The sequence below is a fragment of the Pantoea sp. 1B4 genome (assembly GCF_016925765.1).
Taxonomy (GTDB): domain Bacteria; phylum Pseudomonadota; class Gammaproteobacteria; order Enterobacterales; family Enterobacteriaceae; genus Pantoea; species Pantoea agglomerans.
On sequence record NZ_JAEUWZ010000001.1, the window covers coordinates 1,175,296 to 1,196,139 of the forward strand.

The window sequence follows — 20,844 nt, forward strand, 5'->3', positions numbered from 1 at the left end:
AATCACCATGTCAGAGCTGAATACAGAGCAACGACTGGCGGTGAGGCTGGCAGAATTACGCCTGCAACGCGGCTGGTCGCTGGATGAACTTGCTGTCGCAACGGGCATCAGTCGTGCGTCATTATCGCGCATTGAGCGAAGCGAGACCAGCCCTACTGCTGCGCTGCTTAACCGTCTGTGCGTTGCCTACGGATTAACGATGTCGCGCCTGCTCAGTGAAGTGGAGGAGGAGTCCAGCCTGCTGATCAGAGATGACCAGCAGCCCGTGTGGCAGGATGAATCCAGCGGATTTATTCGCCGGAATGTCTCACCCCCTGCGCTTCATTTCCGATGCGAACTGGTTGAGGGCAGATTACGGCCTGGTGCACGTATAGATTACGATGCGCCACCCATTCAGGGGCTGGAGCAGCATATCTGGCTACGCGAGGGCGGCCTCACCGTCACGATGGGGGCGCAGCAGTGGGCGCTGAAGCCCGGTGACTGCTTACGTTTTCATCTGGTCGGGAAATCGGCTTTTGAGGCGCACCTGACTGACGGCGCGCGCTATTTACTGGTGGTGGCGAAACCATGATCGATTACACAATACTTCGCGCCGACGAAGCGCAACAGCAACTGGGCGAACTTACAGCGGTGCTGCAGGCCTGTGTGGCAGACGGCGCCAGCGTCGGCTTTATTGATGCTGAAGACGAAGAGGTGATGACGCGATTCTGGCAGCAGCGGATTGCCGGTCTGGCAGACGGCGACAGCGAACTATTCGTTGCGCGGCAGCACGGTCGCATCGTGGGCACGGTCATTCTCAATGGCAGCGCCATGCCTAATGGCCGACACCGGGCGGAGATCAGCAAACTGCTGGTGCATCCGCAGGCGCGCCGTCAGGGCATCGCGCGTGAGCTGATGCAGCGCGCTGAGCAGCAGGCCCGTGCGCAGGGCAAAACGCTGCTGGTGCTGGATACGCGCAGCGGCGATGTCGCCAGCGATCTCTATCGCTCGCTGGGCTGGCAGGTGGCGGGGTCGATCCCGTTTTATGCCGAATCCACCGCAGGCGTGCTGGATGCCACCACCTATATGTACAAAGTGCTGGCGTAGCCAGCCGCTAGCTCATGCGGCTGGCCTTTCTTCGTGCCGGACCGGCCCGGGTTGACGGGCTGCCCGCACGACCCTGAAACGGGCAACTGCTGAAATTTACGACGTCGCACGAAAAATTCGGCGCGAAAGCTGACGCCAACAGGATACTGTGTAAAAATACAGGCCATATTTTCGGTGTGGTAACGCAAATCATGGCCCTGACAGCCGCAGTAAAAAGCCAGATAGCGCAATGGTATAAAGCGCTTCAGGAGCAGGTGCCTGACTTCATCCCACGTGCGCCGCAGCGCCAGATGATCGCCGAAGTGGCGAAATGCCTGGCGGGCGACGATTCGCGCCATCTGGCGGTTGAAGCGCCAACCGGCGTGGGCAAAACCCTCTCTTATCTGATCCCGGGCATCGCGGCCAGCCGCGCCCAGGAGAAGCGGCTGGTGATCAGCACCGCCAACGTGGCGCTGCAGGATCAAATCTTCACCAAAGATCTGCCGCTGCTGAAAAAAATCATTCCCGATCTCACCTTTACCGCCGCCTTTGGTCGCGGGCGCTATGTCTGTCCGCGTAATCTGGCGGCGATGGCGGCTGATGACGATGAGCAGGGCGATCTGCTGCTTTATCTGGACGATGACGCCGTCAGCAGCACTAAAGAGGAGCAGACGCAGTGTGGCCGGTTGCAGAAATCGCTGGATCGCTATCAGTGGGACGGCCTGCGCGATCACAGCGACGAGAACGTCAGCGACAGCCTGTGGCAGCGGCTCTCCACCGACAAAGCGAGCTGCCTTGGCGCACACTGTCGCTGGTATCGTGAATGCCCGTTCTTTGTGGCGCGGCGCGAAATCGAGCAGGTCGATGTAGTGGTGGCGAACCATGCGCTGGTCATGGCAGCAATGGAGAATGAGTCGGTGCTGCCACCGGCAAAAAACCTGATGCTGGTGCTGGATGAAGGGCATCACCTGCCGGAAGTGGCCCGCGATGCGCTGGAGATGAGCGCCGACATCACGCCGGGCTGGAGCAGCCTGCAGCTCGACCTCTTTATCAAGCTGGTAGAGAGCATTATGACGCAGATGCGGCCAAAATCGCCGCCGCCGCTGGCTAACCCGGAGCGGCTGAAAGCGCACTGCGATGAGCTGCGTGAACTGCTGACGATTACCGCTCAGGCGCTGAATCCGCTGCTGCCACCGCATAATCAGCCGGGCGAATTCCGCTTTGTGCTGGGGGCGTTGCCCCAGGAGTTGCTGGATCTCTGCGCCCGGCTCTTTAAGCTCAGCGATGCGCTGCGCGGCCTGAGTGAAGGTTTGATTAATGCGCTGAGCGAGCAGACCGGCAAGGTGGATGTGGTGCGACTGCATCGCAATCTGCTGCAGCTCAATCGCCAGTTTGGCTGGTTTGAATCGGTCAGCAAACTGTGGCGGCTGGCGGCGATGGAAAAAGCCTCTGGCGCGCCGGTGTCGAAGTGGATCACCCGCGAGCTGCGCGAAGGTCAGGCGCACCTGCTGTTTCACTGCGCTGGCATCCGCGTCAGCGACCAGCTGGAGAAGATGCTGTGGCGTAAAATTCCGCACGTGGTCGTGACCTCCGCCACGCTGCGATCGCTTAACAGTTTCAACCGCCTGCAGGAGATGTCGGGACTCAGCGAGAAAGCGGGCGACCGCTTTGTGGCGCTGGACTCCCCGTTTAACCACGTGGAGCAGGGCAAGCTGGTGATCCCGCAGATGCGCTATGAGCCGCTGATGACGCACGAAGCGGAGCATATCGCGGAGATGGCCGGTTTCTTCCGGCAGCAGATGGCGGAGAAAAAGCACAAAGGCGTGCTGGTGCTGTTTGCCAGCAACCGGGCGATGCAGCAGTTTGTCGCCTGTCTGCCCGACCTGCGCCTCTCAATGCTGGTTCAGGGCGATCAGCCGCGCAGCCGCCTGGTCGATCTGCATCGTCAGCGCGTCGCCAAAGGAGAAACCAGCATCCTGATTGGCCTGCAGTCGTTTGCCGAAGGGCTGGATCTCAAAGGCGATCTGCTGAGTCAGGTGCATATCCATAAAATCGCTTTTCCCCCGGTAGACAGTCCGGTAATTTTGACCGAAGGCGAATGGCTGAAAAGCCTGAAACGCTATCCGTTTGAGGTGCAGAGCTTACCCAGCGCCTCTTTTACCCTGATTCAACAGGTCGGACGCCTGATTCGCAGCCATCAATGTTATGGCGAAATCGTCATTTACGACCGCCGTCTGCTGAGCAAATCTTACGGCAGCCGGCTGTTAGCGGCGCTGCCGATCTTCCCGATTGAGCAGCCGGAAACGCCAGAGCCGGCAGCGATACCGGCCACCGTGGTGCCAAAAAATACGGTGCGTAAACGACGTCCCACGCGGCGCTGAGCCGCGCACTTAACCGGAAGCGAGTGATGGAACTGAATAAAATCATTAAAGAGATTGGTCGCGGTAAAAATCATGCCCGCGATATCGACTTTGATACTGCCGTGGCGCTCTATGGCGCGATGCTGGCGGGCGAGGTGCCGGACATGGAGCTGGGCGGCATTCTGATTGCGCTGCGTATCAAAGGCGAAGGCGAAGCGGAAATGCGCGGCTTTTATCAGGCGATGCAGGCGCAGATGATGCAACTGCAGGCGCCGGAAAACCGCCCGATGCCGATTGTGATCCCCAGCTACAACGGTGCGCGTCGGCAGGGCAATCTCACGCCGTTGCTGGCGCTGCTGCTGGTGAAACTCGGCTTCCCGGTGCTGGTGCATGGCGTCAGCGACGACGCGACGCGCATCACCAGTGAAGCGGTGTTTGCCGCGCTGGGTATTACCCCCGTCACCACCGCAGAGGCGGCGCAGGCAAAACTCGATCAGGGCGAACTCGCCTTTATCACCATCGATCATCTCTGCCCGCCAATGGCGAAACAGCTGTCGCTGCGCTGGCGAATGGGCGTGCGTAACAGCGCGCATACGCTGGCAAAACTGGCGACCCCGTTTGCCGAACGTGCGGCGCTGCGTCTGTCGAGCGTGTCGCATCCGGAGTATGTGCCGCGTGTGGCGAAATTCTTCAGTGACATCGATGCGCCTGCGATACTGCTCAATGGCACCGAAGGGGAAGTCTATGCCAATCCACAGCGCTGCCCGGCGATCAGCATGATTCAGGGCGCAGGCGCAGAAGCGGAAGTGTGGGTTGAGCGTCAGCCCGAAGTGGCCGTTGAACTGCCGGCCGATAAGACGGCAGAGGTAACCGCGCGCTGGATTGAGCAGGTGCTGAATCAGCAGCGGCCGGTGCCCGCATCAATGCGACTGCAGCTCGCCTGCTGCCTGCGCGCCAGCGGCCAGTGCGACTCGCTGGCGGCGGCAGAGCAGCAGATCCTCGCCGCCGGTTACTGACTCAGGCTGCTGGCAGCGCCTGTTCAACCAGGTTCTGCCAGAAAGTAATGCCAATTGGCAGCAGCGCGTCGTTGAAGTCATAGCGGGCGTTGTGCAGCGGGGCGGAAGGCGTGTCGCCATCCGCGCCCAGCCAGAAGTAAGCACCCGGACAGGCCTCCATCATGCAGGCAAAATCTTCAGACGCCATCGACGGATTAACCTGCCACTGAACCTGTTCGGCCCCCAGCGACGCCAGCGCCACCTCGCGTACCTGCTCAGCCGGGACCGCATGGTTGGCGGTCACCGGATAGCCCGGTAACCACTCAATCTCACCGCTGACGCCAAACGGACGTGGCAGGGTAGCGACAAATTCATCAATCAGTCCGCGTACTTTTTCGCGCACGCTGGTCTGCAGGCAACGCACCGTGCCGCGCAGCACAATCTGTTCCGGGATCACGTTGATCGCTTCGCCACCGTGGATCTGCGTCACGCTAACCACCGCCGAGGCGAGCGGCGAGAGGCGACGTGACGGAATCGTCTGCAGCGCCAGAATCAGCTCAGCCGCTACCACCATTGGATCGGCACCGCTTTCCGGCATCGCCGCGTGGCAGCTTTTGCCGTGCAGGGTAATCTCAAACGAATCCAGCGACGCCATCATGGCGCCAGGGTTAACCGCCAGTGACCCCAGCGGCAGGCCCGGCCAGTTGTGCATCGCATAGATCGCATCCATCGGGAAGCGCTGGAACAGTCCCTCTTCCACCATTTTGCGCGCACCGCCCAGGTTCTCTTCGGCAGGCTGAAAAATGAAATGTACCGTGCCGCTGAACTGGCGTGTGGCGGCCAGCTGTCGGGCGGCGGCCAGCAGAATGGCGCTGTGACCGTCGTGCCCGCAGGCGTGCATCACGCCGGGAGTGGCGGAGCGCCATTCAGTGTCGCCTTTTTCCGTAATCGGCAGCGCATCCATATCCGCACGCAGCCCGATAACCGGGCCGGGACCGTTTTCCAGCGTGCCGATCACGCCGGTGCCCGCCAGACCACGAAACACCTGCAATCCCGCCCGCTCTAACTCATCAGCGATAAACTGGCTGGTTTGCTGTTCCTGGTAACCTAATTCGGGGTGGCGATGAAACTCACGGCGCCAGCGCAGGGCATCTTCAAGCAGGGCAGGGGAAAGGGTCATGCAGAGTCGCGCTCCATACAGAATGAGAAGATTTCACTTTAGAGGTCGGGTGGCGCTGCGTCTATCGCCGGCAGGACGAAATCTGGCTATAGGCTAAATCAAAATGGAATAAGTAATAAGGAAGTGATGTCCGGGCAGGGCTTCAGAAGGGAAAAACGCGAAGAAAACGGGGCAAGCCGCTGCCCGCCCCGTTCAGCGTATTACTTCTGCATCGGCAGGTTCAGTTCATGCTCTGCCGCGCAACTTTGTGCCAGCTCATAACCCGCGTCGGCATGACGCATCACGCCGGTGGCCGGGTCATTCCACAACACCCGACCCAGACGCGCATCCGCCTCTTTGCTGCCGTCACAGACAATCACCATACCGGCGTGCTGCGAGAAGCCCATGCCAACACCGCCGCCGTGATGCAGGCTGACCCAGGTCGCACCGCCTGCGGTATTCAGCAGCGCGTTGAGCAGCGGCCAGTCTGAGATCGCATCCGAGCCATCCTTCATCGCTTCGGTTTCACGGTTAGGTGAGGCAACCGAGCCGCAGTCGAGATGGTCGCGGCCAATCACCACCGGCGCTTTCAGCTCGCCGTTGCGCACCATTTCATTGAACGCCAGACCGGCAAGATGCCGTTCGCCCAGTCCCAGCCAGCAGATACGTGCTGGTAGTCCCTGGAAGGCGATGCGCTCCTGCGCCATATCCAGCCAGCGATGCAGCGTTTTGTGGTGCGGAAACAGTTCTTTGAGTTTTGCGTCGGTCTTGTAGATATCTTCCGGATCGCCGGACAGCGCCACCCAGCGGAACGGGCCTTTTCCTTCGCAGAACAGCGGACGGATGTAGGCCGGTACAAAGCCAGGGAAGTCGAAGGCGTTGCTGACACCCTCATCCAGCGCGACCTGACGGATATTGTTGCCGTAGTCCACGGTCGGGATGCCCATATGACAGAAGTCGAGCATTGCCTGCACGTGGACCGCCATTGAGGCACGCGCCGCTTTCTCCACTGCCTTCGGCTGTGAGACGCGTTCCTGCTGCCAGCGCGCCAGATCCCAGCCAGCCGGCAGATAGCCATTAATTGGATCGTGTGCCGAGGTCTGATCGGTCACGATGTCCGGTTTTGGCCCTCCCGCCCGGGCGCGTTTCACCAGCTCCGGCAGGATCTCGGCGGCATTGCCCAGCAGCCCGACCGAAATCGCTTTTTTCGCCGCGGTCGCTTCGCTGATTAACGCCAGCGCTTCATCCAGCGTAGTGGCTTTGTAATCTACATAGCGGGTACGCAGGCGGAAATCGATGCGCGACTCCTGACACTCAATCGCCAGCACACAGGCCCCGGCCAGAACGCCCGCCAGCGGTTGCGCGCCGCCCATGCCGCCCAGCCCGGCGGTGAGGATCCAGCGTCCGCTGAGGTCGTTGTTGTAGTGCTGACGTCCCGCTTCCACGAAGGTTTCGTAGGTGCCCTGCACGATGCCCTGCGCGCCGATATAGATCCAGGAACCGGCGGTCATCTGGCCGTACATCATCAGGCCCGCTTTATCCAGCTCATGAAAGTGATCCCAGGTCGCCCAGTGCGGCACCAGATTGGAGTTCGCCAGCAGCACGCGGGGTGCATCCGCGTGGGTGCGGAAGATGCCGACCGGCTTGCCACTCTGGATCAGCAGGGTTTCATCCGGCTGCAGTGCCCGCAGCGAACGCAGGATCTGCTCGAAGCACTCCCAGTTACGCGCCGCCTTACCGATGCCGCCGTAAACCACCAGATCTTCCGGCCGCTCGGCAACATCGGGATCGAGGTTGTTCTGAATCATGCGGTAAGCGGCTTCAATCAGCCAGTTGGCGCAGTGCAGCGTGGTACCGTGAGGCGCGCGAATTTCACGTGCCACAGCCTGAGAAAGAGTTTCGCTCATGAAAGATTCCTTAATTCAAGAAGTTGGGCGCATGCTCGGCAGCAGCGCGGTCAATGCCTGAGGCCAGTCAGTGCGACTTGCCCACTGACGCATTGCCTCGATATCGGGAGCCAGCAGGCGATCCTCCTCAAGGAAGGCGACCTGCTCGCGAATGGTGTCGATGGCCTGCTCAATCAGCGCAGAGCTTTTCAGCGGCCGGTTGAATTCAATGCCCTGTGCGGCGGCCATCGCCTCAATGCCGACTACCGCGGCGCTGTTAAAGCACATGCTGCCGAGACGGCGGGCGGCGTAGGTTGCCATCGAGACGTGATCTTCCTGATTAGCGGAGGTCGGCAGGCTGTCGACGCTGCCCGGATGGGCCAGCGATTTGTTCTCAGAGGCCAGGGCTGCGGCGGTCACCTGGGCGATCATAAAGCCGGAGTTTACGCCGCCGTCGCGCACCAGGAAGGGCGGCAAACCCGACAAGCCGCTGTCCAGCAGCAGCGCCAGCCGCCGCTCGGAGATGGCCCCGACTTCGGCAATCGCCAGCGCCAGGATGTCCGCGGCAAAGGCCACCGGTTCGGCGTGGAAGTTGCCGCCGGAGATCACATCGCCGCTGTCACTGAACACCAGCGGGTTGTCAGAGGCCGCGTTCGCTTCGATTTCCAGAATCCGCGCGGCGTGGCTGAAGTTGTCCAGGCAGGCACCCATCACCTGTGGCACGCAGCGGATGGAGTAGGGATCCTGAACGCGGCCGCAATGCGTATGCGACAGCACTATTTCACTGCCCTCAATCAGGGTGCTGACGGCAGCGGCGACCGCAATCTGACCATGCTGACCGCGCGCCTGATGGATACGGGCGTCGAACGGTTTTAGCGAGCCTTTAATCGCCTCCAGCGACAGCGCACCGGCCATCAGACCAGCGGCAAACAGGTTTTCACCCTCAAACAGGCCGCGCAGCGCCAGCGCAGTTGAGACCTGGGTGCCGTTAAGCAGCGCCAGTCCCTCTTTCGGGCCGAGTACAAACGGCGACAGACCTACGCTTGCCAGGCCTTCGGTTGCCGGGATCAACTCACCCCTGAGCCGGACCTGACCTTCGCCCAGCAGCATCAGGGACATGTGCGCCAGCGGCGCCAGATCGCCGGAGGCACCGACCGAGCCTTTTTCCGGGATGCAGGGCATGACACCCGCATTGAACAGCGCCAGCAGCGCCTCAACCAGTTCGATTCGCACGCCAGAGTGACCGCGTGCCAGGCTGATGATTTTGGTGGCGACCACCAGACGGGTAACATTGTCGGGCAGCAGATCGCCCAGCCCGACGCTGTGTGACAGCACCAGATTACGCTGCAGATCCGCCAGCCGGTTGGCCGGGATTTGCGTCTGCGCCAGCTTGCCGAAGCCGGTATTAATGCCATACACCACGTTGCCGGAGGCGACAATCGCATCCACGGTCTGCTGCGCCGCCGCAATCGCCTGACGCGCGGGCTCATCAAGCGTGAGCGTGACGTTGCCCTGATAGATAGCGCGTAATGTGGCGAGGTCCACCTCGCCTGGCACCAGGCGCAAAACCTGAAACGAACCTGACATAGTCTACTCCTGTCTATACAAGTGTGCTGGTGTGGCTAAACTGCTCTCCTTGCCCTGATCCAGCGGAATAATACGAGTGAAACATAAGCGTTAATTCTTGTCTATGCTTGTCTATACAATCAAAGGGAGCAAGCAAGTGCCGTGCCAGGCCGATCACAAAAATCGATTGCCCGTCCGCTGCGGGTTGACTATTTAGCGCTACTCAGAGGCTGCACCATCAGGATGCGCAGACTGCACCATTGGGGCACCGCGCAGCGTACTGGATGTATATACATTCACACGGTGAGACAGTAAACTTAGGGGACTTTCAGCATAAGGAACAGCAAATGGTTGAGCATACGGCACTGGCACAACTGGCGGCGGCAATGAGCGATGAGCCTGCCCCGATTTATCAGCGGGTGAAGCAGGCCATCGTCAGCCAGATCCGTGAAGGGTTGTGGAAAGCGAATCAGCGTGTGCCATCAGAAAGTGAACTGGTTAATGAACTGGGCGTCAGCCGCATGACCATTAACCGGGCGCTGCGTGAACTCACCAGCGAAGGCTTTCTGGTGCGGATGCAGGGCGTCGGAACCTTCGTGGCGGAGATGAAAGGCTACACCGCCATGCTGGAGGTGCATAACATCGCCGATGAGATCGCTCAGCGCGGCCATCAGCACAGCTGCAAAATTCTCGCCATCGGCCAGGACAAAGCCGATCCTGAGCAGGCGGCGGTGCTGGGACTGACCACCGGGCAGACGCTTTATCATTCGCTGATTGTGCATTACGAAAATGATCTGCCGGTGCAGCTGGAGGACCGTCTGGTCAATCCGCTGGTCGCGCCCGATTACCTGACGCAGGATTATCAGCAGATGACGCCTTACACCTATCTGATGCGCGTTGCGCCGCTGACGGCGGGCGAGCACATTGTTGAAGCGGTGTTGCCCGATGCGCGTCAGCGTAAACATCTGTCGGTGGATGAGCACGAACCCTGCCTTCTGATTCGCCGTCAGACCTGGAGCGACACTAAAATCGTGACCTATGCGCGGCTGCTCTATCCCGGCTCACGTTACAAACTACTGGGCCGCTTCAGGGGACACGGTTAAGACGGGTAAACAGCAGCCGGGCATCGGTATCGCACGGGCTGAGTGCTGTTTCTTCATCGACCCACCACGCGCCCTGCTGCGCAGTCAGCCGTTCCCCGTCAGCCGTCTGCCAGGTGCCAGCCAGCACCCAGGCAACGCCATGCAGAGTGCTGACCGGCGTGGTCACCATCTCCACCGCTGCCTGCCATTCCCCGCGCCGCGTCATAATATTAAAATCTTCGCTGACGCTGCCCTGCAGCTTTGCCGTTAAGGCGAGTTCGCCGGCAAACGCCCAGGGCTGCTGAGGCGTCAGTAAGTGCTGCCCGCCCGGCGCGGTCAGCAACACCGGATCGCCATGCAGCAGGGTAATCACCCGATCAATGTCAGGAAAGGCAGAGAAGGGACCATCCTGCGCCAGCGTCGCAATGCTGGCGCGCCAGCCGAAGCGCTCCGCGCCGGGTGGAAAGCTGATGATTTCGCGGGTTTCGCCGCCGCCGTTGCGCCAGCGGCTGACCGCCAGCTCCGCGTACGTGAACCGGGCGATCATCGCAGCGCCTCCATCGCCTGAGCAAAGCGGGCGGCACACGACGTCTGGTGCGGATGCACCCCATCTTCTACCACGGCTTTACCCGCCACATAAACGTCCCGAATCTGATCGCGCTGCCCGGCAAAGAGCCAGCGGTTGAGGACGGCGTGCGACCCGACGCTGCCGAGCCACGCCTCATCCCGCAGCACCAGCCAGTCGGCACGTTGTCCCACCGCCAGCGTGCCCTGCTGAATGCCACACGCCTGCGCACCGCCTGCTGATGCCTGTTGCCACAGCAGATCGCCTACCGACGGCTGGCCGGGCAGGGTAATCCGGTTGCGGCGCTGGTCGCGCAGTCGCTGAGCATACTCCAGCCAGCGCAGCTCTTCCCGGGCGCTCAGCGAGACGTGACTGTCAGAGCCGATGCCCCAGCGTCCGCCCTGCGCGATGTACTCCACTGCCGGGAAGATGCCGTCACCGAGGTTGGCTTCGGTGGTCGGGCAGAGACCCGCCACTGCGCCACTGCGGGCGAGACGCACCAGCTCACTCTCATCCAGATGGGTGGCGTGGATCAGGCACCAGCGCGCATCCACCTCAAAGCGGTTCAGCAGCCAGGCCACCGGACGCTCGCCGCTCCACGCCAGCGAGTCATTCACCTCTTTCTGCTGTTCAGCCACATGGATATGTACCGGCAGTGTCAGATCACTGGCCGCCAGCACGTCCTGCATCTGGCTTTCACTCACCGCCCGCAGTGAATGGAAACAGAGGCCACGGTTCAGCAGTGGCCTTTGCCGCTGCCACGCATCAAGCCGCGCCTGCTGTTGCAGATAGCGGTCGGTCTGCTGGATAAAACGCTTCTGACCCGCCGACGCTGGCTGGCTGCCGAAGCCGCTGTAGCTGTAGAGCACCGGCAGCAGCGTCTGGCCGATACCGGCGATCTCCGCCGCTTCAATCAGCTGTTGCAGCATCGCATCATCACTGTAGGGCGCACCCTGTGTGTCGTGGTGCAGGTAGTGAAACTCTGCCACCTGGGTGTAGCCGCCTTTCAGCATCTCGATGTAGAGCAGGGCGGCAATATCGCCCACCTGTTGCGGCGTCAGGCGCTGCACCATGCGGTACATCAGATCCCGCCACGTCCAGAAACTGTCCTGAGGATCGCCCGCTACTTCAGCCAGACCCGCCATGGCACGCTGGAAGGCGTGCGAGTGCAGGTTGGCGATTGCCGGGATCACCTCGCCGTTGAGCCGGATAGCCTGATCAGCGTGGCTATCCGGGGTAATGGAGTCGATAAAACCGGCCTGATTGACCGTGATACGCACCTGCTGCTGCCAGCCCTCCGCCAGCAGGGCACGCGAGGCAAAAAAAGTCGCCATGGTTGATCCTCATCGGATGTGGTTGTATATACATATACATACTTTGAGGCACAGTGTAAACGGCGGAGGCATGAGGCAGCGATGGCAGAAGAGATGCGCGTAGAGACGGTGTGGACCGGGGCTGACCTGGTCACCATGCGTGACGGAAAGTACCATCTTATCCCGCAGGGCGCGCTGGCGGTGCGGGCGGGCAGGCTGGTGTGGGTCGGGCCGCAGGCGGAGATGCCCGCGTTCGTCGCCGATCAGCATCATCATCTGCCGGGCGGCATCGTGACCCCGGGGCTGGTGGATTGTCATACCCATCTGGTGTTTGGCGGCGACCGCAGCCAGGAGTTTGAACAGCGCCTGAATGGCGTCAGCTATGCAGAGATTGCCGCGCAGGGCGGTGGCATCCTCTCAACCGTGCGCGCTACCCGCGCCGCCACTGAAGAGGAACTGGTGGCATCGGCTCGCTGGCGGCTTAACCGCCTGCTGGCCGAGGGCGTCACCACCGTGGAGATCAAGTCCGGCTATGGTCTGGATGAAGAGAGCGAACTGCGGATGCTGCGGGCGATTCGCGGGCTGGGAGAGAGCGTAGCCGCTGACGTGCGCGCCACCTGTCTGGCGGCACATGCTTTTCCGCCGGAGTTTAAGCACGACCCGGATGGCTGGGTCGATATCATCTGCGAACGGCTGCTGCCGCAGGTGCAGGCACTGGGACTGGCGGATGCGGTGGATGCGTTCTGCGAGCATCTCGCCTTTTCACCGCAGCAGGTGGCGCGGGTGTTTGATCGGGCGGTGGCGCTTGGCATGCCGGTGAAACTGCATGCTGAGCAGCTCTCGGCGTCAGGTGGCGCAGCACTGGCGGCGCGCTATGGGGCGCTCTCTGCCGACCACCTTGAATATGCCACCGAGGAGGATGCCAGAGCGATGGCACAGCATGGCACCGTGGCGGTGCTGCTGCCTGGTGCATTTTATCTGCTGCGGGAGACGCAGCGTCCGCCGGTAGATCTCTTCCGGCGCTATGGCGTGCCGATGGCGCTGGCCAGCGATGCCAATCCCGGCACCTCGCCTGCGCTGTCGCTGCGTCTGATGCTTAATATGGGCTGTACCCTGTTTGGCATGACGCCGGAAGAGGCGCTGGCGGGCGTCACGCTGTGGGGGGCAAAAGCGCTGGGGCTGGCTGACAGTCACGGCTCGCTGGAGGCGGGAAAAGTGGCGAACTTCGTTCACTGGCCGCTGGCCCGTCCGGCAGAACTGGTTTACTGGCTGGGTGGTGAACTGCCCTGTACCGTTATCTATCGTGGAGAACCGCAATGAACCCTTTCCATTTTACCCAGGGCAGTCTGCCGCTGCTGGTCAGCATTCCCCACGCCGGTACCGAGCTGACGCCCGACGTGGAAGCCGGACTGAGTGAGGCCGCGCGCGGCTTACCCGACACCGACTGGCATATTCCCCTGCTGTATGATTTTGTGCGTGATCTCGGAGCCAGCGTGTTAATCGGCCGCTACTCCCGCTTTGTGGTCGATCTCAATCGCCCGCCCGATAACCAGCCGCTCTACACCAGCGCCACCACCGGCCTGTTCCCGGAAACCCTGTTCGACGGTACACCGACCTTTGCACCAGGCAAAACACCCGACGACACGGCGCGTCAGGGCTACATCGATCAGATCTGGCAGCCCTATCATCAGCAGATTCAACAGGAGCTGGCGCGGCTCAAAGCGCAGCATGGCTATGCGCTGCTGTTTGACGCCCACTCTATCGCCAGTGAAATTCCCCGCCTGTTTGACGGCCGTCTGCCCGATATCAACATCGGCACCAACGACGGCGCAAGCTGCACGCCTGCAATGAGTGCGGCGCTGGAGGCCGTGTGCGCGGCGCAGAACGACTACAGCTGGGTGATTAACGGGCGCTTTAAAGGCGGTTACATCACCCGCGCCTACGGTCAGCCGCAGCAGCAGATTGAGTCGGTCCAGCTGGAGCTGGCGCAGCTCAACTATATGGATGAAACCCCGCCTTACGCCTGGCAGCAGGCGCGTGCCGCCCGGTTGCAGAACGTGCTGAAGGCATTGATCCACGCCATGCTGGCGCAGGCTAAATCGCAATAAAACTCACCAGAGCGATGCGCCACTCCGGTGCATCGCTGCCCTGATTAAGTGCAGCGGCGGGCAGGTCGCCTGCCCGCTCCCAGGCTACCGCCGCTTTTTTCCACCTCTGCAGAGCTGGCATAACCTTTGCTTGGTTGTATGTACAAGTGCAGCAGCACCGCCATCTGCGTAATAAATTCTGTCTGGCTCACAAAACGATAAAGCCGGCAATGAACTGCGCTGCGTTAACTTGTATATACATGACATATCATCCTGTGAAATTTATGTTAAATCTCGTCAGGGCGATCACCAGGCCGCTACTTTCAGGAGAACCGTATGACGCACCCTCTGACTCTTCGTCGTTTATGTCTCACTACGCTGGTTTCCAGCCTGCTGCTCTGTGGCGTCAGCGCCCAGGCCAAAGAGTGGAAGTCGATCACCATTGCCACCGAAGGCAGTTATGAACCCTGGAACCTCACCCTGCCAGGCGGCAAGCTGGGCGGTTTTGAACCGGAGCTGATGGCCGATCTCTGCCAGCGTATGGCAATACAGTGCAAGCTGGTGGTGCAGAACTGGGATGGAATGATCGCCGGTCTGAATGCCGGAAAATATGATGTGATCATGGATGCAATTGTGATCACCCCCCGAGCGCAAGAAAGTGATCAATTTCACCGTGCCCTACGCCTCTACGCCCGCCACCTTCATCACGGTGAAAGGGTCGTTGCTGCCTGCCGACAGTAAGATCATCAAACTCACCGACGATGAGAAAACCGTGGAGCCAGCCATCGCACCCCTGAAAGCGGCGCTGAAGGGCAAAACCATCGGAATCGCCTCTGGCACCGTCTACACGCCGTTTATCGACAAGTACTTCAAAGAGGTGGCGGATGTCCGGGAATACACCAGCTCAGCCGATGCGATCCTCGATTTGCAGGCGGGGCGTATTGACGCGGTGTTTGACGATGTGACCTTTGCGCAGTCGATGCTGGCGCGACCGGATAACCGTAACCTCAGCTTTAGCGGTCCGCAGCTGGGTGGCCCAATCTGGGGTGAGGGCGAGGCGATGGGCGTGCGCATGGCAGACAACGATCTGAAAGCCCGGCTGGATCAGGCGATCAAAGCCGCGCTGGCCGATGGCACAGTGAAAAAGCTGAGCGAGAAGTGGTTCAAAACTGACGTCACACCCTGAGTGAGGTAACTGATGATAAGCCTGCTGAGTTTTGGCCCGGAGGGCTGGGGACGGTTGATTCTGAGTGCCACGCTGACGACGTTGCTGCTCTCATTTGCCGCGCTGCTGGTCGGTGCGGTAGTGGGATCGGGCGTTGCCGCTGCAAAGTTATCCCCGCACCGCGCGGTGCGCTGGGCAGGGGAAGGCTACTCGGTGATCTTTCGTGGCATCCCTGAGCTGCTGGTGATCTACCTGTTCTACTTCGGCGGATCGGGATTGATCACGCAGATCGGACAACTGTTTGGCGCGGACGGGTTTATCGAAGCGCCACCGTTTCTGATCGGGGCGCTGGCCATCGGGCTTATTTCCGGCTCTTACCAGGCGGAAGTCTATCGTGCCGCACGGCTGGCCCTGGCGAAAGGGGAGATCGAAGCCGCTGTCGCTATTGGTATGCCGCGCTGGCGCATCCGGCAACGCATCCTGCTGCCGCAGGTAGCGCGCTATGCGCTGCCCGGCCTGTCAAACGTCTGGCAGATGAGCCTGAAAGACTCGGCGCTGGTGTCAGTGACCGGCATTGTCGAGCTGATGCGGGCCAGCCAGATTGCGGCCGGCTCCACCCGTGATTACTTCTCCTTTTATCTGGTGGGCGGTGCCTGTTATCTGCTGCTGACGCTGCTGTCGAACCGCGCCTTTCTGCGGGCTGAATCCCGTCTTGGTCGCGCCTGGCAAAGCCGCACCGCTGCACAGCATTAAGGAGACTTATGATCGATTTCGCGTTCCTCACTGACACCTTCCTGAAACTCAGCGCCGCGTTGCCGGTTACGCTGGGCCTGTTTATCAGCGCCTTTCTGTGTGGTGGCGTGCTGGCGGTGGGTATTCTGGCGCTGCGCATGAGCCGCTGGCGTCTGCTGAGTGCTTTTGCCCGTGGCTACATTCTGGTGTTTCGCGGCTCGCCGCTGATGATCCAGCTGTTCCTGATCTACTACGGTCTGGGGCAGTTTGGTGTGATCCGGCACAGTCTCTTCTGGCCGTTTCTGCGTGAGCCCTTTACCTGTGCGGTGCTGGCGCTGTCGCTCTGCACCGCCGCCTACACCGCGGAGATCCTGCGCGGTGCGCTGCTGGCTGTGCCGCCCGGTCAGGTGGAGGCGGGGATGGCGTGCGGCATGTCGCGCGGGCTGCTGCTGCGGCGCATTATCGCGCCGGTGATGCTGCGTTATGCGCTGCCCGCTTACTCCACCGAGGCGATTCTGCTGGTGAAGTCGACCGCGCTGGCCAGTCTGGTCACGGTCTGGGATGTCACCGGGGTGGCGCAGCAGATTATCCAGCGTACTTACCGCACCATGGAGGTGTTTCTCTGTGCGGCGGCAATCTACCTGATCCTCAACTTCATCATTGTGCAACTCTATGCCCTGCTGGAGCGGCGTCTGACGCCGGTTCATAAACCGGAAAAAAGCCGTTACCGGCCGCTAAGCCGATTCCTGGAGGAAAATAAACATGTCTGAACTGCCACCCGTCACGCTGTCGGCCAGCGATATCCATAAATCCTTTGGCGCCATGGAGGTGCTGAAAGGCATCTCGCTGCAGGCGCACCAGGGCGATGTTATCTCAATACTCGGTGCCAGCGGCTCGGGCAAAAGTACGCTGCTGCGCTGCATTAATCTGCTTGAGACGCCTGACGCGGGCGTGGTCAGCGTGGGCGGTGAAACCATTGAGATGAAGCGCCATGCCCGGGGACACCAGCTGGCGGCTAACCCGCGTCAGATTGAGCGGCTGCGCTCCCGGCTCGGTATGGTGTTTCAGAGCTTTAACCTCTGGTCGCACCTGACGGTGCTGCAGAATGTCATTGAAGGGCCGCACTACGTCCTCAAGCGCGATAAAAAAAGCCTGTATTGCCCAGGCGGAACAGCTGCTTGATCGGGTCGGTCTGCTGAATCGCAAAGATTTCTATCCCGCCCAGCTTTCAGGCGGTCAGCAGCAGCGGGTGGCGATCGCCCGGGCGCTGGCAATGGACCCGGAGGTGATGCTGTTTGATGAGCCAACTTCGGCACTCGATCCGGAACTGGTAGGCGAGGTGCTGAAGGTCATGCGCAGCCTGGCGGAAGAGGGCCGCACCATGCTGGTGGTGACCCATGAGATGGGTTTTGCCCGCAACGTCTCTAACCGGGTGGTGTTTATGCATCAGGGCACTATTGATTGTCAGGGCACGCCAGAGGCGATGTTCGGCGAGGCGGGATCGGCGCGCTTTAAGCAGTTTATCTCCAGTCATCATCAGGTGGAGCCGGTGGTATGAGCGACGTAATACGTCAGACGCTGGTCTGGGGCGATGGCTCGCTGAAATGGCAGGCGCTGGTGCAGGTCGCCCGGCACGGCGCCACCCTGACGCTGAGCGACAGTGCCTGGCAGCGCATTGCGCAGAGCCGTGAAATCGTCGGTAATATCGTGGCGGCGGGGCAGGTGGCTTACGGCATCAATACCGGGCTGGGGGCGTTGTGTAACATCACCCTGTCTGAAGATGAGCTGAGCCAGCTGTCGCGCAATACACTGCTGAGCCATGCCTGTGGCGTCGGGCCGGTGCTGGCAAAATCCGAGGTCCGCGCCATTCTGTGCGCTGCGATTGCGAACTACAGCCACGGAAAATCAGGTGTTTCAGTGGCGCTGGTGCAACATCTCCTGGCGCTGCTAAACCTGCAGATTACGCCACAGGTACCGTCGCAGGGATCGGTGGGATATCTGACCCACATGGCGCATATCGGCCTGGCGCTGATTGGCATCGGCGAGGTGGAGTGGCAGGGTGAAATCATGCCCGCGCAGCAGGCGCTGGCCCAGGCGGGATTAGCCCCTTACCGGCCTGGTGCCAAAGAGGGGCTGAGCCTGGTCAACGGCACGCCCTGCATGACCGGCTTAGCCTGTCTGGCGCTGGACGATGCCGAACGGCTGCTGGACTGGGCAGACGTCACCGGTGCGATGAGCTTTGAAGCGCTGCGCGGTCAGCTGGTGGCGTTTGACCCTGAGGTGCTGGCGATGAAGGCCAGCCCGGGGATTCAGCGCAGCGGCGAACGCCTGCGCCAGTTGCTGAGTGACAGCCCGCTGCTGAAAGCCAGCGTTGGCATCCGGACTCAGGATGCACTCAGTCTGCGCTCGATGCCGCAGGTGCACGGCGCCTGTCGCGATCAGTTTAGTCATGCTGTCCGTCAGGTGGAGACCGAACTCAACGCCTGTACCGACAATCCGCTGGTGCTGGGGACGCCGCAGGCCTGGCGGGTGGTGTCACAGTCCAATCCGCATGGCGAGTCGGTGGCAATGGCCTGCGACCTGCTGGCGATTGCGATGGCGGAGCTGGGCAGCATCGCCGAGCGGCGGCTTGATCGGCTGGTGAATCCGCTGGTCAGCGGCCTGCCGCCGTTTCTGGTGGCCGAGCCGGGCGTCAATTCCGGCATGATGATTGCGCAGTACGTGGCGGCATCACTCTGCGCGGAGAACCGTCAGCTGGCGCAGCCTGCGGTGCTTGATAACTATGTCACTTCAGGATTACAGGAGGATCATCTGAGCCTCGGCACCGGCTCGGCGCTGAAGCTGCTGAAACTGGTCAGCAATGTTGATCACATTATCGCGATTGAGTATCTGCTGGCGGCGCAGGCGCTGGAGTTTCACGGTGAGTCACAGCTGGCAGCAGGCACGCGGCGCGCCTGGCAGCATTTGCGGCAGGTTGTTGAGCGCTGGCAGCAGGATCGCTGGCTGGCACCCGACATCGCCTGCGCGGTAGCTCAGATTAAAGCGCACCGGGCCGATGCGCTTGTGGGGTAAGGATTATCTGCGGCGTGCGTCCGGACGGACTAAATCAAAACGTTGCGCTTCGCTGATGCCGTAATAGGCGCTGGGGCCGCCCGCGCGCAGAATCGGCTCGGCTTTAGCGGTCTGATAAATGCCCTCTTCCAGCAGCGATTCATCGATGTGAATCGCCACCGCTTCCCCCAGCACCAGCCAGCTGTCGATCAGATTGCCGCTGGCATCCTGCAGCTGAATCAGTTGCGTCAGGCGGCACTCGAAGTTGACCGGGCTCTCTGCCACCAGACTGGCGCTGACCTGAGAAGCCGCCAGCGGCGTTAAACCGGCAAAGGCGAACTCATCCTGATCGGCAGGCAGCGAGGCGGAACTTTCGTTCATCGCTTCCGCCAGCGGACGGGTCGCCAGGTTCCAGACAAACTCTTTGGTCTCAGCAATATTTCTCACGCTGTCTTTCCAGCCGCTGCTGGCGAAACCGATAATCGGCGGATGATAGTTGAAGCAGTTAAAGAAGCTGTAAGGTGCCAGATTGTGCTGGCCGCTGCTGCTCACTGAGCTAATCCAGCCGATCGGGCGCGGCCCGATAATGGCGTTCAGCGGATCGTGCGGCAGACCGTGACCAGCACGGGGTTGATAGGAATAGCGTTTCCGGGTCATAACTTCTCCAGCAGGGAATTTTATTTATCTTAGCCCGACAGCATCGCCCGACGGAATCGGAAAGAGGTAAGCGGATGGTGCGGGTTTATTTTCCGCCGCCTACAGCGTATTGTACGCGCGCCTGAATAATTGAGAGAACGTATGAAAAAGTCAGCCAGCACGTCGCCCTTCCACGCCCGCAATCGCCATCAGGGCGAATACGATTTTGCCGCGTTAACCGCTGCCCATCCGCTGCTGAAAGCCAAAGTCCGGCCCAATGGTTATGGCGTGCAGTCCGTGGATTTCGCGGACCCGGAGGCGGTGATGCTGCTGAACCAGGCGCTGATCAAACTATTTTACGACATCGACTGGCAAGCTGGCTCCCGGCTCACTCTGCCCGCCCGTGCCGGGACGCGCCGATTATCTGCACTACCTTGCCGATCTGCTGGCGCTGGATAACAACGGCGTGATCCCGACGGCGGACGTTCTGGATGTCGGCTGCGGTGCAAACTGCATCTATCCGCTGATTGGCGCGGCAGAATATGGCTGGCGCTTTACCGGCACCGAGGTCGATGAAGCCGCCATCAAAGCTGCTAACCGTATTGTTGCGGCCAATCCGCGCCTGACGCGCCAGATCCGTCTGCGTCGTCAGAAAAACAGCGATGCAGTGCTGGCTGGTGTAGTCAGTAAAACTGAATTTTTCAGTGCAGTGATGTGTAATCCGCCATTCCACGCGTCGGCGGAAGAGGCGGTATCGGGATCGCAGCGTAAGGTCCGCAATCTCGGACTGGATAAGAGTGCGCCGCTCAACTTTGGCGGCCAGCACAATGAATTATGGTATCCCGGTGGCGAAAAGGGCTTTATCGGCAAGATGATCGCCGAGAGCGTGGCGTTTGGTCGTCAGATCGGCTGGTTTACCTCGCTGGTGTCGCGCAAAGAGAACTTACCGGCGCTGGAAAAACAGCTGCAGGCGCTCGACGTGGCGGAGATGCGGGTGGTTAATATGGCGCAGGGTCAGAAGCAGAGTCGCTTCCTGGCGTGGAGTTTTATGCCTGCCGCCCAGCGCACTAAACTACTGAGTCGCCTGGGGAACTGAGGTGTCGCTTTACATGGGTAACAGGTGTATCTGTGGGCGAAGAGTAAAATAGAACGGGCCGCGATGCGGCCCGTTTTGATTGTTGA

16 protein-coding genes and 4 pseudogenes are annotated in these 20,844 nt (G+C 60.8%); 13 read left to right on the forward strand and 7 right to left on the reverse strand.

The genetic code is table 11. The features are described 5' to 3' along the window. Nucleotides 1–7: 7 nt before the first annotated feature. The 4 genes from JNO11_RS05710 to ybiB all read left to right on the forward strand — a co-directional run bounded on the left by JNO11_RS05710 (nucleotide 8) and on the right by ybiB (nucleotide 4,441). Nucleotides 8–571, forward strand: coding sequence for an XRE family transcriptional regulator (locus JNO11_RS05710; protein ID WP_122458995.1), 564 nt, complete (start codon nucleotides 8–10; stop codon nucleotides 569–571). Beyond that, entirely contained in the window at nucleotides 568–1,086 is a 519-nt protein-coding gene (locus JNO11_RS05715; RefSeq protein WP_325177057.1) for a GNAT family N-acetyltransferase, read from the forward strand. Before JNO11_RS05710 ends, JNO11_RS05715 begins: the two co-directional genes overlap by 4 nt. Nucleotides 1,087–1,277: 191 nt before the next feature. Continuing rightward, the gene (gene dinG, locus JNO11_RS05720; protein ID WP_033767358.1) at nucleotides 1,278–3,446 is read left to right on the forward strand and encodes an ATP-dependent DNA helicase DinG; all 2,169 of its coding nucleotides are present in this window, start codon (nucleotides 1,278–1,280) and stop codon (nucleotides 3,444–3,446) included. 26 nt (nucleotides 3,447–3,472) lie between these two features. Next, nucleotides 3,473–4,441 (forward strand): DNA-binding protein YbiB, encoded by a 969-nt coding sequence (gene ybiB, locus JNO11_RS05725; protein ID WP_325177058.1) that lies wholly within the window; start codon nucleotides 3,473–3,475, stop codon nucleotides 4,439–4,441. Nucleotide 4,442: 1 nt separating this feature from the next. On the opposite strand, the gene JNO11_RS05730 is transcribed toward ybiB, so the two are convergent. The 3 genes from JNO11_RS05730 to hutH (JNO11_RS05740) form a co-directional block, all read right to left on the reverse strand. Continuing rightward, entirely contained in the window at nucleotides 4,443–5,600 is a 1,158-nt protein-coding gene (locus JNO11_RS05730) for a M20 family metallopeptidase (RefSeq protein ID WP_325177059.1), read from the reverse strand. Between the two features lie 200 nt (nucleotides 5,601–5,800). Beyond that, entirely contained in the window at nucleotides 5,801–7,486 is a 1,686-nt protein-coding gene (gene hutU / locus JNO11_RS05735; RefSeq protein WP_033757077.1) for a urocanate hydratase, read from the reverse strand. Between the two features lie 15 nt (nucleotides 7,487–7,501). Continuing rightward, the gene (gene hutH, locus JNO11_RS05740; protein ID WP_325177060.1) at nucleotides 7,502–9,052 is read right to left on the reverse strand and encodes a histidine ammonia-lyase; all 1,551 of its coding nucleotides are present in this window, start codon (nucleotides 9,050–9,052) and stop codon (nucleotides 7,502–7,504) included. A 326-nt stretch (nucleotides 9,053–9,378) separates the two neighbouring features. Here hutH (JNO11_RS05740) and hutC point away from each other — a divergent pair, with 326 nt between their 5' ends. Then, a complete protein-coding gene (gene hutC, locus JNO11_RS05745; RefSeq protein WP_010254300.1) occupies nucleotides 9,379–10,134 on the forward strand; it encodes a histidine utilization repressor in 756 nt (251 codons plus the stop codon). Here the strand turns inward: hutC and JNO11_RS05750 are convergent. Continuing rightward, nucleotides 10,118–10,660 (reverse strand): HutD family protein, encoded by a 543-nt coding sequence (locus JNO11_RS05750; protein ID WP_256849420.1) that lies wholly within the window; start codon nucleotides 10,658–10,660, stop codon nucleotides 10,118–10,120. The genes hutC and JNO11_RS05750 overlap by 17 nt on opposite strands. Beyond that, nucleotides 10,657–12,012 (reverse strand): formimidoylglutamate deiminase, encoded by a 1,356-nt coding sequence (locus JNO11_RS05755; protein ID WP_325177061.1) that lies wholly within the window; start codon nucleotides 12,010–12,012, stop codon nucleotides 10,657–10,659. Before JNO11_RS05755 ends, JNO11_RS05750 begins: the two co-directional genes overlap by 4 nt. 81 nt (nucleotides 12,013–12,093) lie before the next feature. On the opposite strand from JNO11_RS05755, the gene hutI reads away from it, so the two are divergent. After that, nucleotides 12,094–13,311 (forward strand): imidazolonepropionase, encoded by a 1,218-nt coding sequence (gene hutI, locus JNO11_RS05760; RefSeq protein WP_325177062.1) that lies wholly within the window; start codon nucleotides 12,094–12,096, stop codon nucleotides 13,309–13,311. After that, nucleotides 13,308–14,099: an N-formylglutamate deformylase gene (hutG, locus tag JNO11_RS05765; protein WP_033771222.1), complete on the forward strand. Its 792-nt coding sequence runs from the start codon at nucleotides 13,308–13,310 to the stop codon at nucleotides 14,097–14,099. Before hutI ends, hutG begins: the two co-directional genes overlap by 4 nt. Here hutG and JNO11_RS05770 read toward each other — a convergent pair. Further along, nucleotides 14,086–14,220, reverse strand: coding sequence for a hypothetical protein (locus JNO11_RS05770; RefSeq protein ID WP_274605509.1), 135 nt, complete (start codon nucleotides 14,218–14,220; stop codon nucleotides 14,086–14,088). The two genes, hutG and JNO11_RS05770, sit on opposite strands and share 14 nt — an antisense overlap. 194 nt (nucleotides 14,221–14,414) lie before the next feature. Between JNO11_RS05770 and JNO11_RS05775 the strand changes: the two are divergent. The 5 genes and pseudogenes from JNO11_RS05775 (at nucleotide 14,415) to hutH (JNO11_RS05795) (ending at nucleotide 19,047) form a co-directional block, all read left to right on the forward strand. After that, nucleotides 14,415–15,264: pseudogene (locus JNO11_RS05775) on the forward strand (transporter substrate-binding domain-containing protein). A gap of 12 nt (nucleotides 15,265–15,276) precedes the next feature. Then, a complete protein-coding gene (locus JNO11_RS05780) occupies nucleotides 15,277–15,996 on the forward strand; it encodes an ABC transporter permease subunit (RefSeq protein ID WP_010254310.1) in 720 nt (239 codons plus the stop codon). 8 nt (nucleotides 15,997–16,004) lie between these two features. Then, nucleotides 16,005–16,735: pseudogene (locus tag JNO11_RS05785) on the forward strand (ABC transporter permease subunit). A gap of 2 nt (nucleotides 16,736–16,737) precedes the next feature. Beyond that, nucleotides 16,738–17,533: pseudogene (locus JNO11_RS05790) on the forward strand (ATP-binding cassette domain-containing protein). Next, nucleotides 17,530–19,047: a histidine ammonia-lyase gene (gene hutH / locus JNO11_RS05795; RefSeq protein WP_325177063.1), complete on the forward strand. Its 1,518-nt coding sequence runs from the start codon at nucleotides 17,530–17,532 to the stop codon at nucleotides 19,045–19,047. Before JNO11_RS05790 ends, hutH (JNO11_RS05795) begins: the two are co-directional and overlap by 4 nt. A gap of 3 nt (nucleotides 19,048–19,050) precedes the next feature. On the opposite strand, the gene JNO11_RS05800 is transcribed toward hutH (JNO11_RS05795), so the two are convergent. Beyond that, nucleotides 19,051–19,683 carry a flavin reductase family protein gene (locus tag JNO11_RS05800; protein ID WP_022625978.1) on the reverse strand — a complete coding sequence of 211 codons (633 nt, stop codon included), beginning with the start codon at nucleotides 19,681–19,683 and terminating at the stop codon, nucleotides 19,051–19,053. Between the two features lie 141 nt (nucleotides 19,684–19,824). Here JNO11_RS05800 and rlmF point away from each other — a divergent pair. Then, nucleotides 19,825–20,758 (forward strand): annotated as a pseudogene (gene rlmF, locus JNO11_RS05805) (23S rRNA (adenine(1618)-N(6))-methyltransferase RlmF). Nucleotides 20,759–20,844 lie beyond the last annotated feature (86 nt).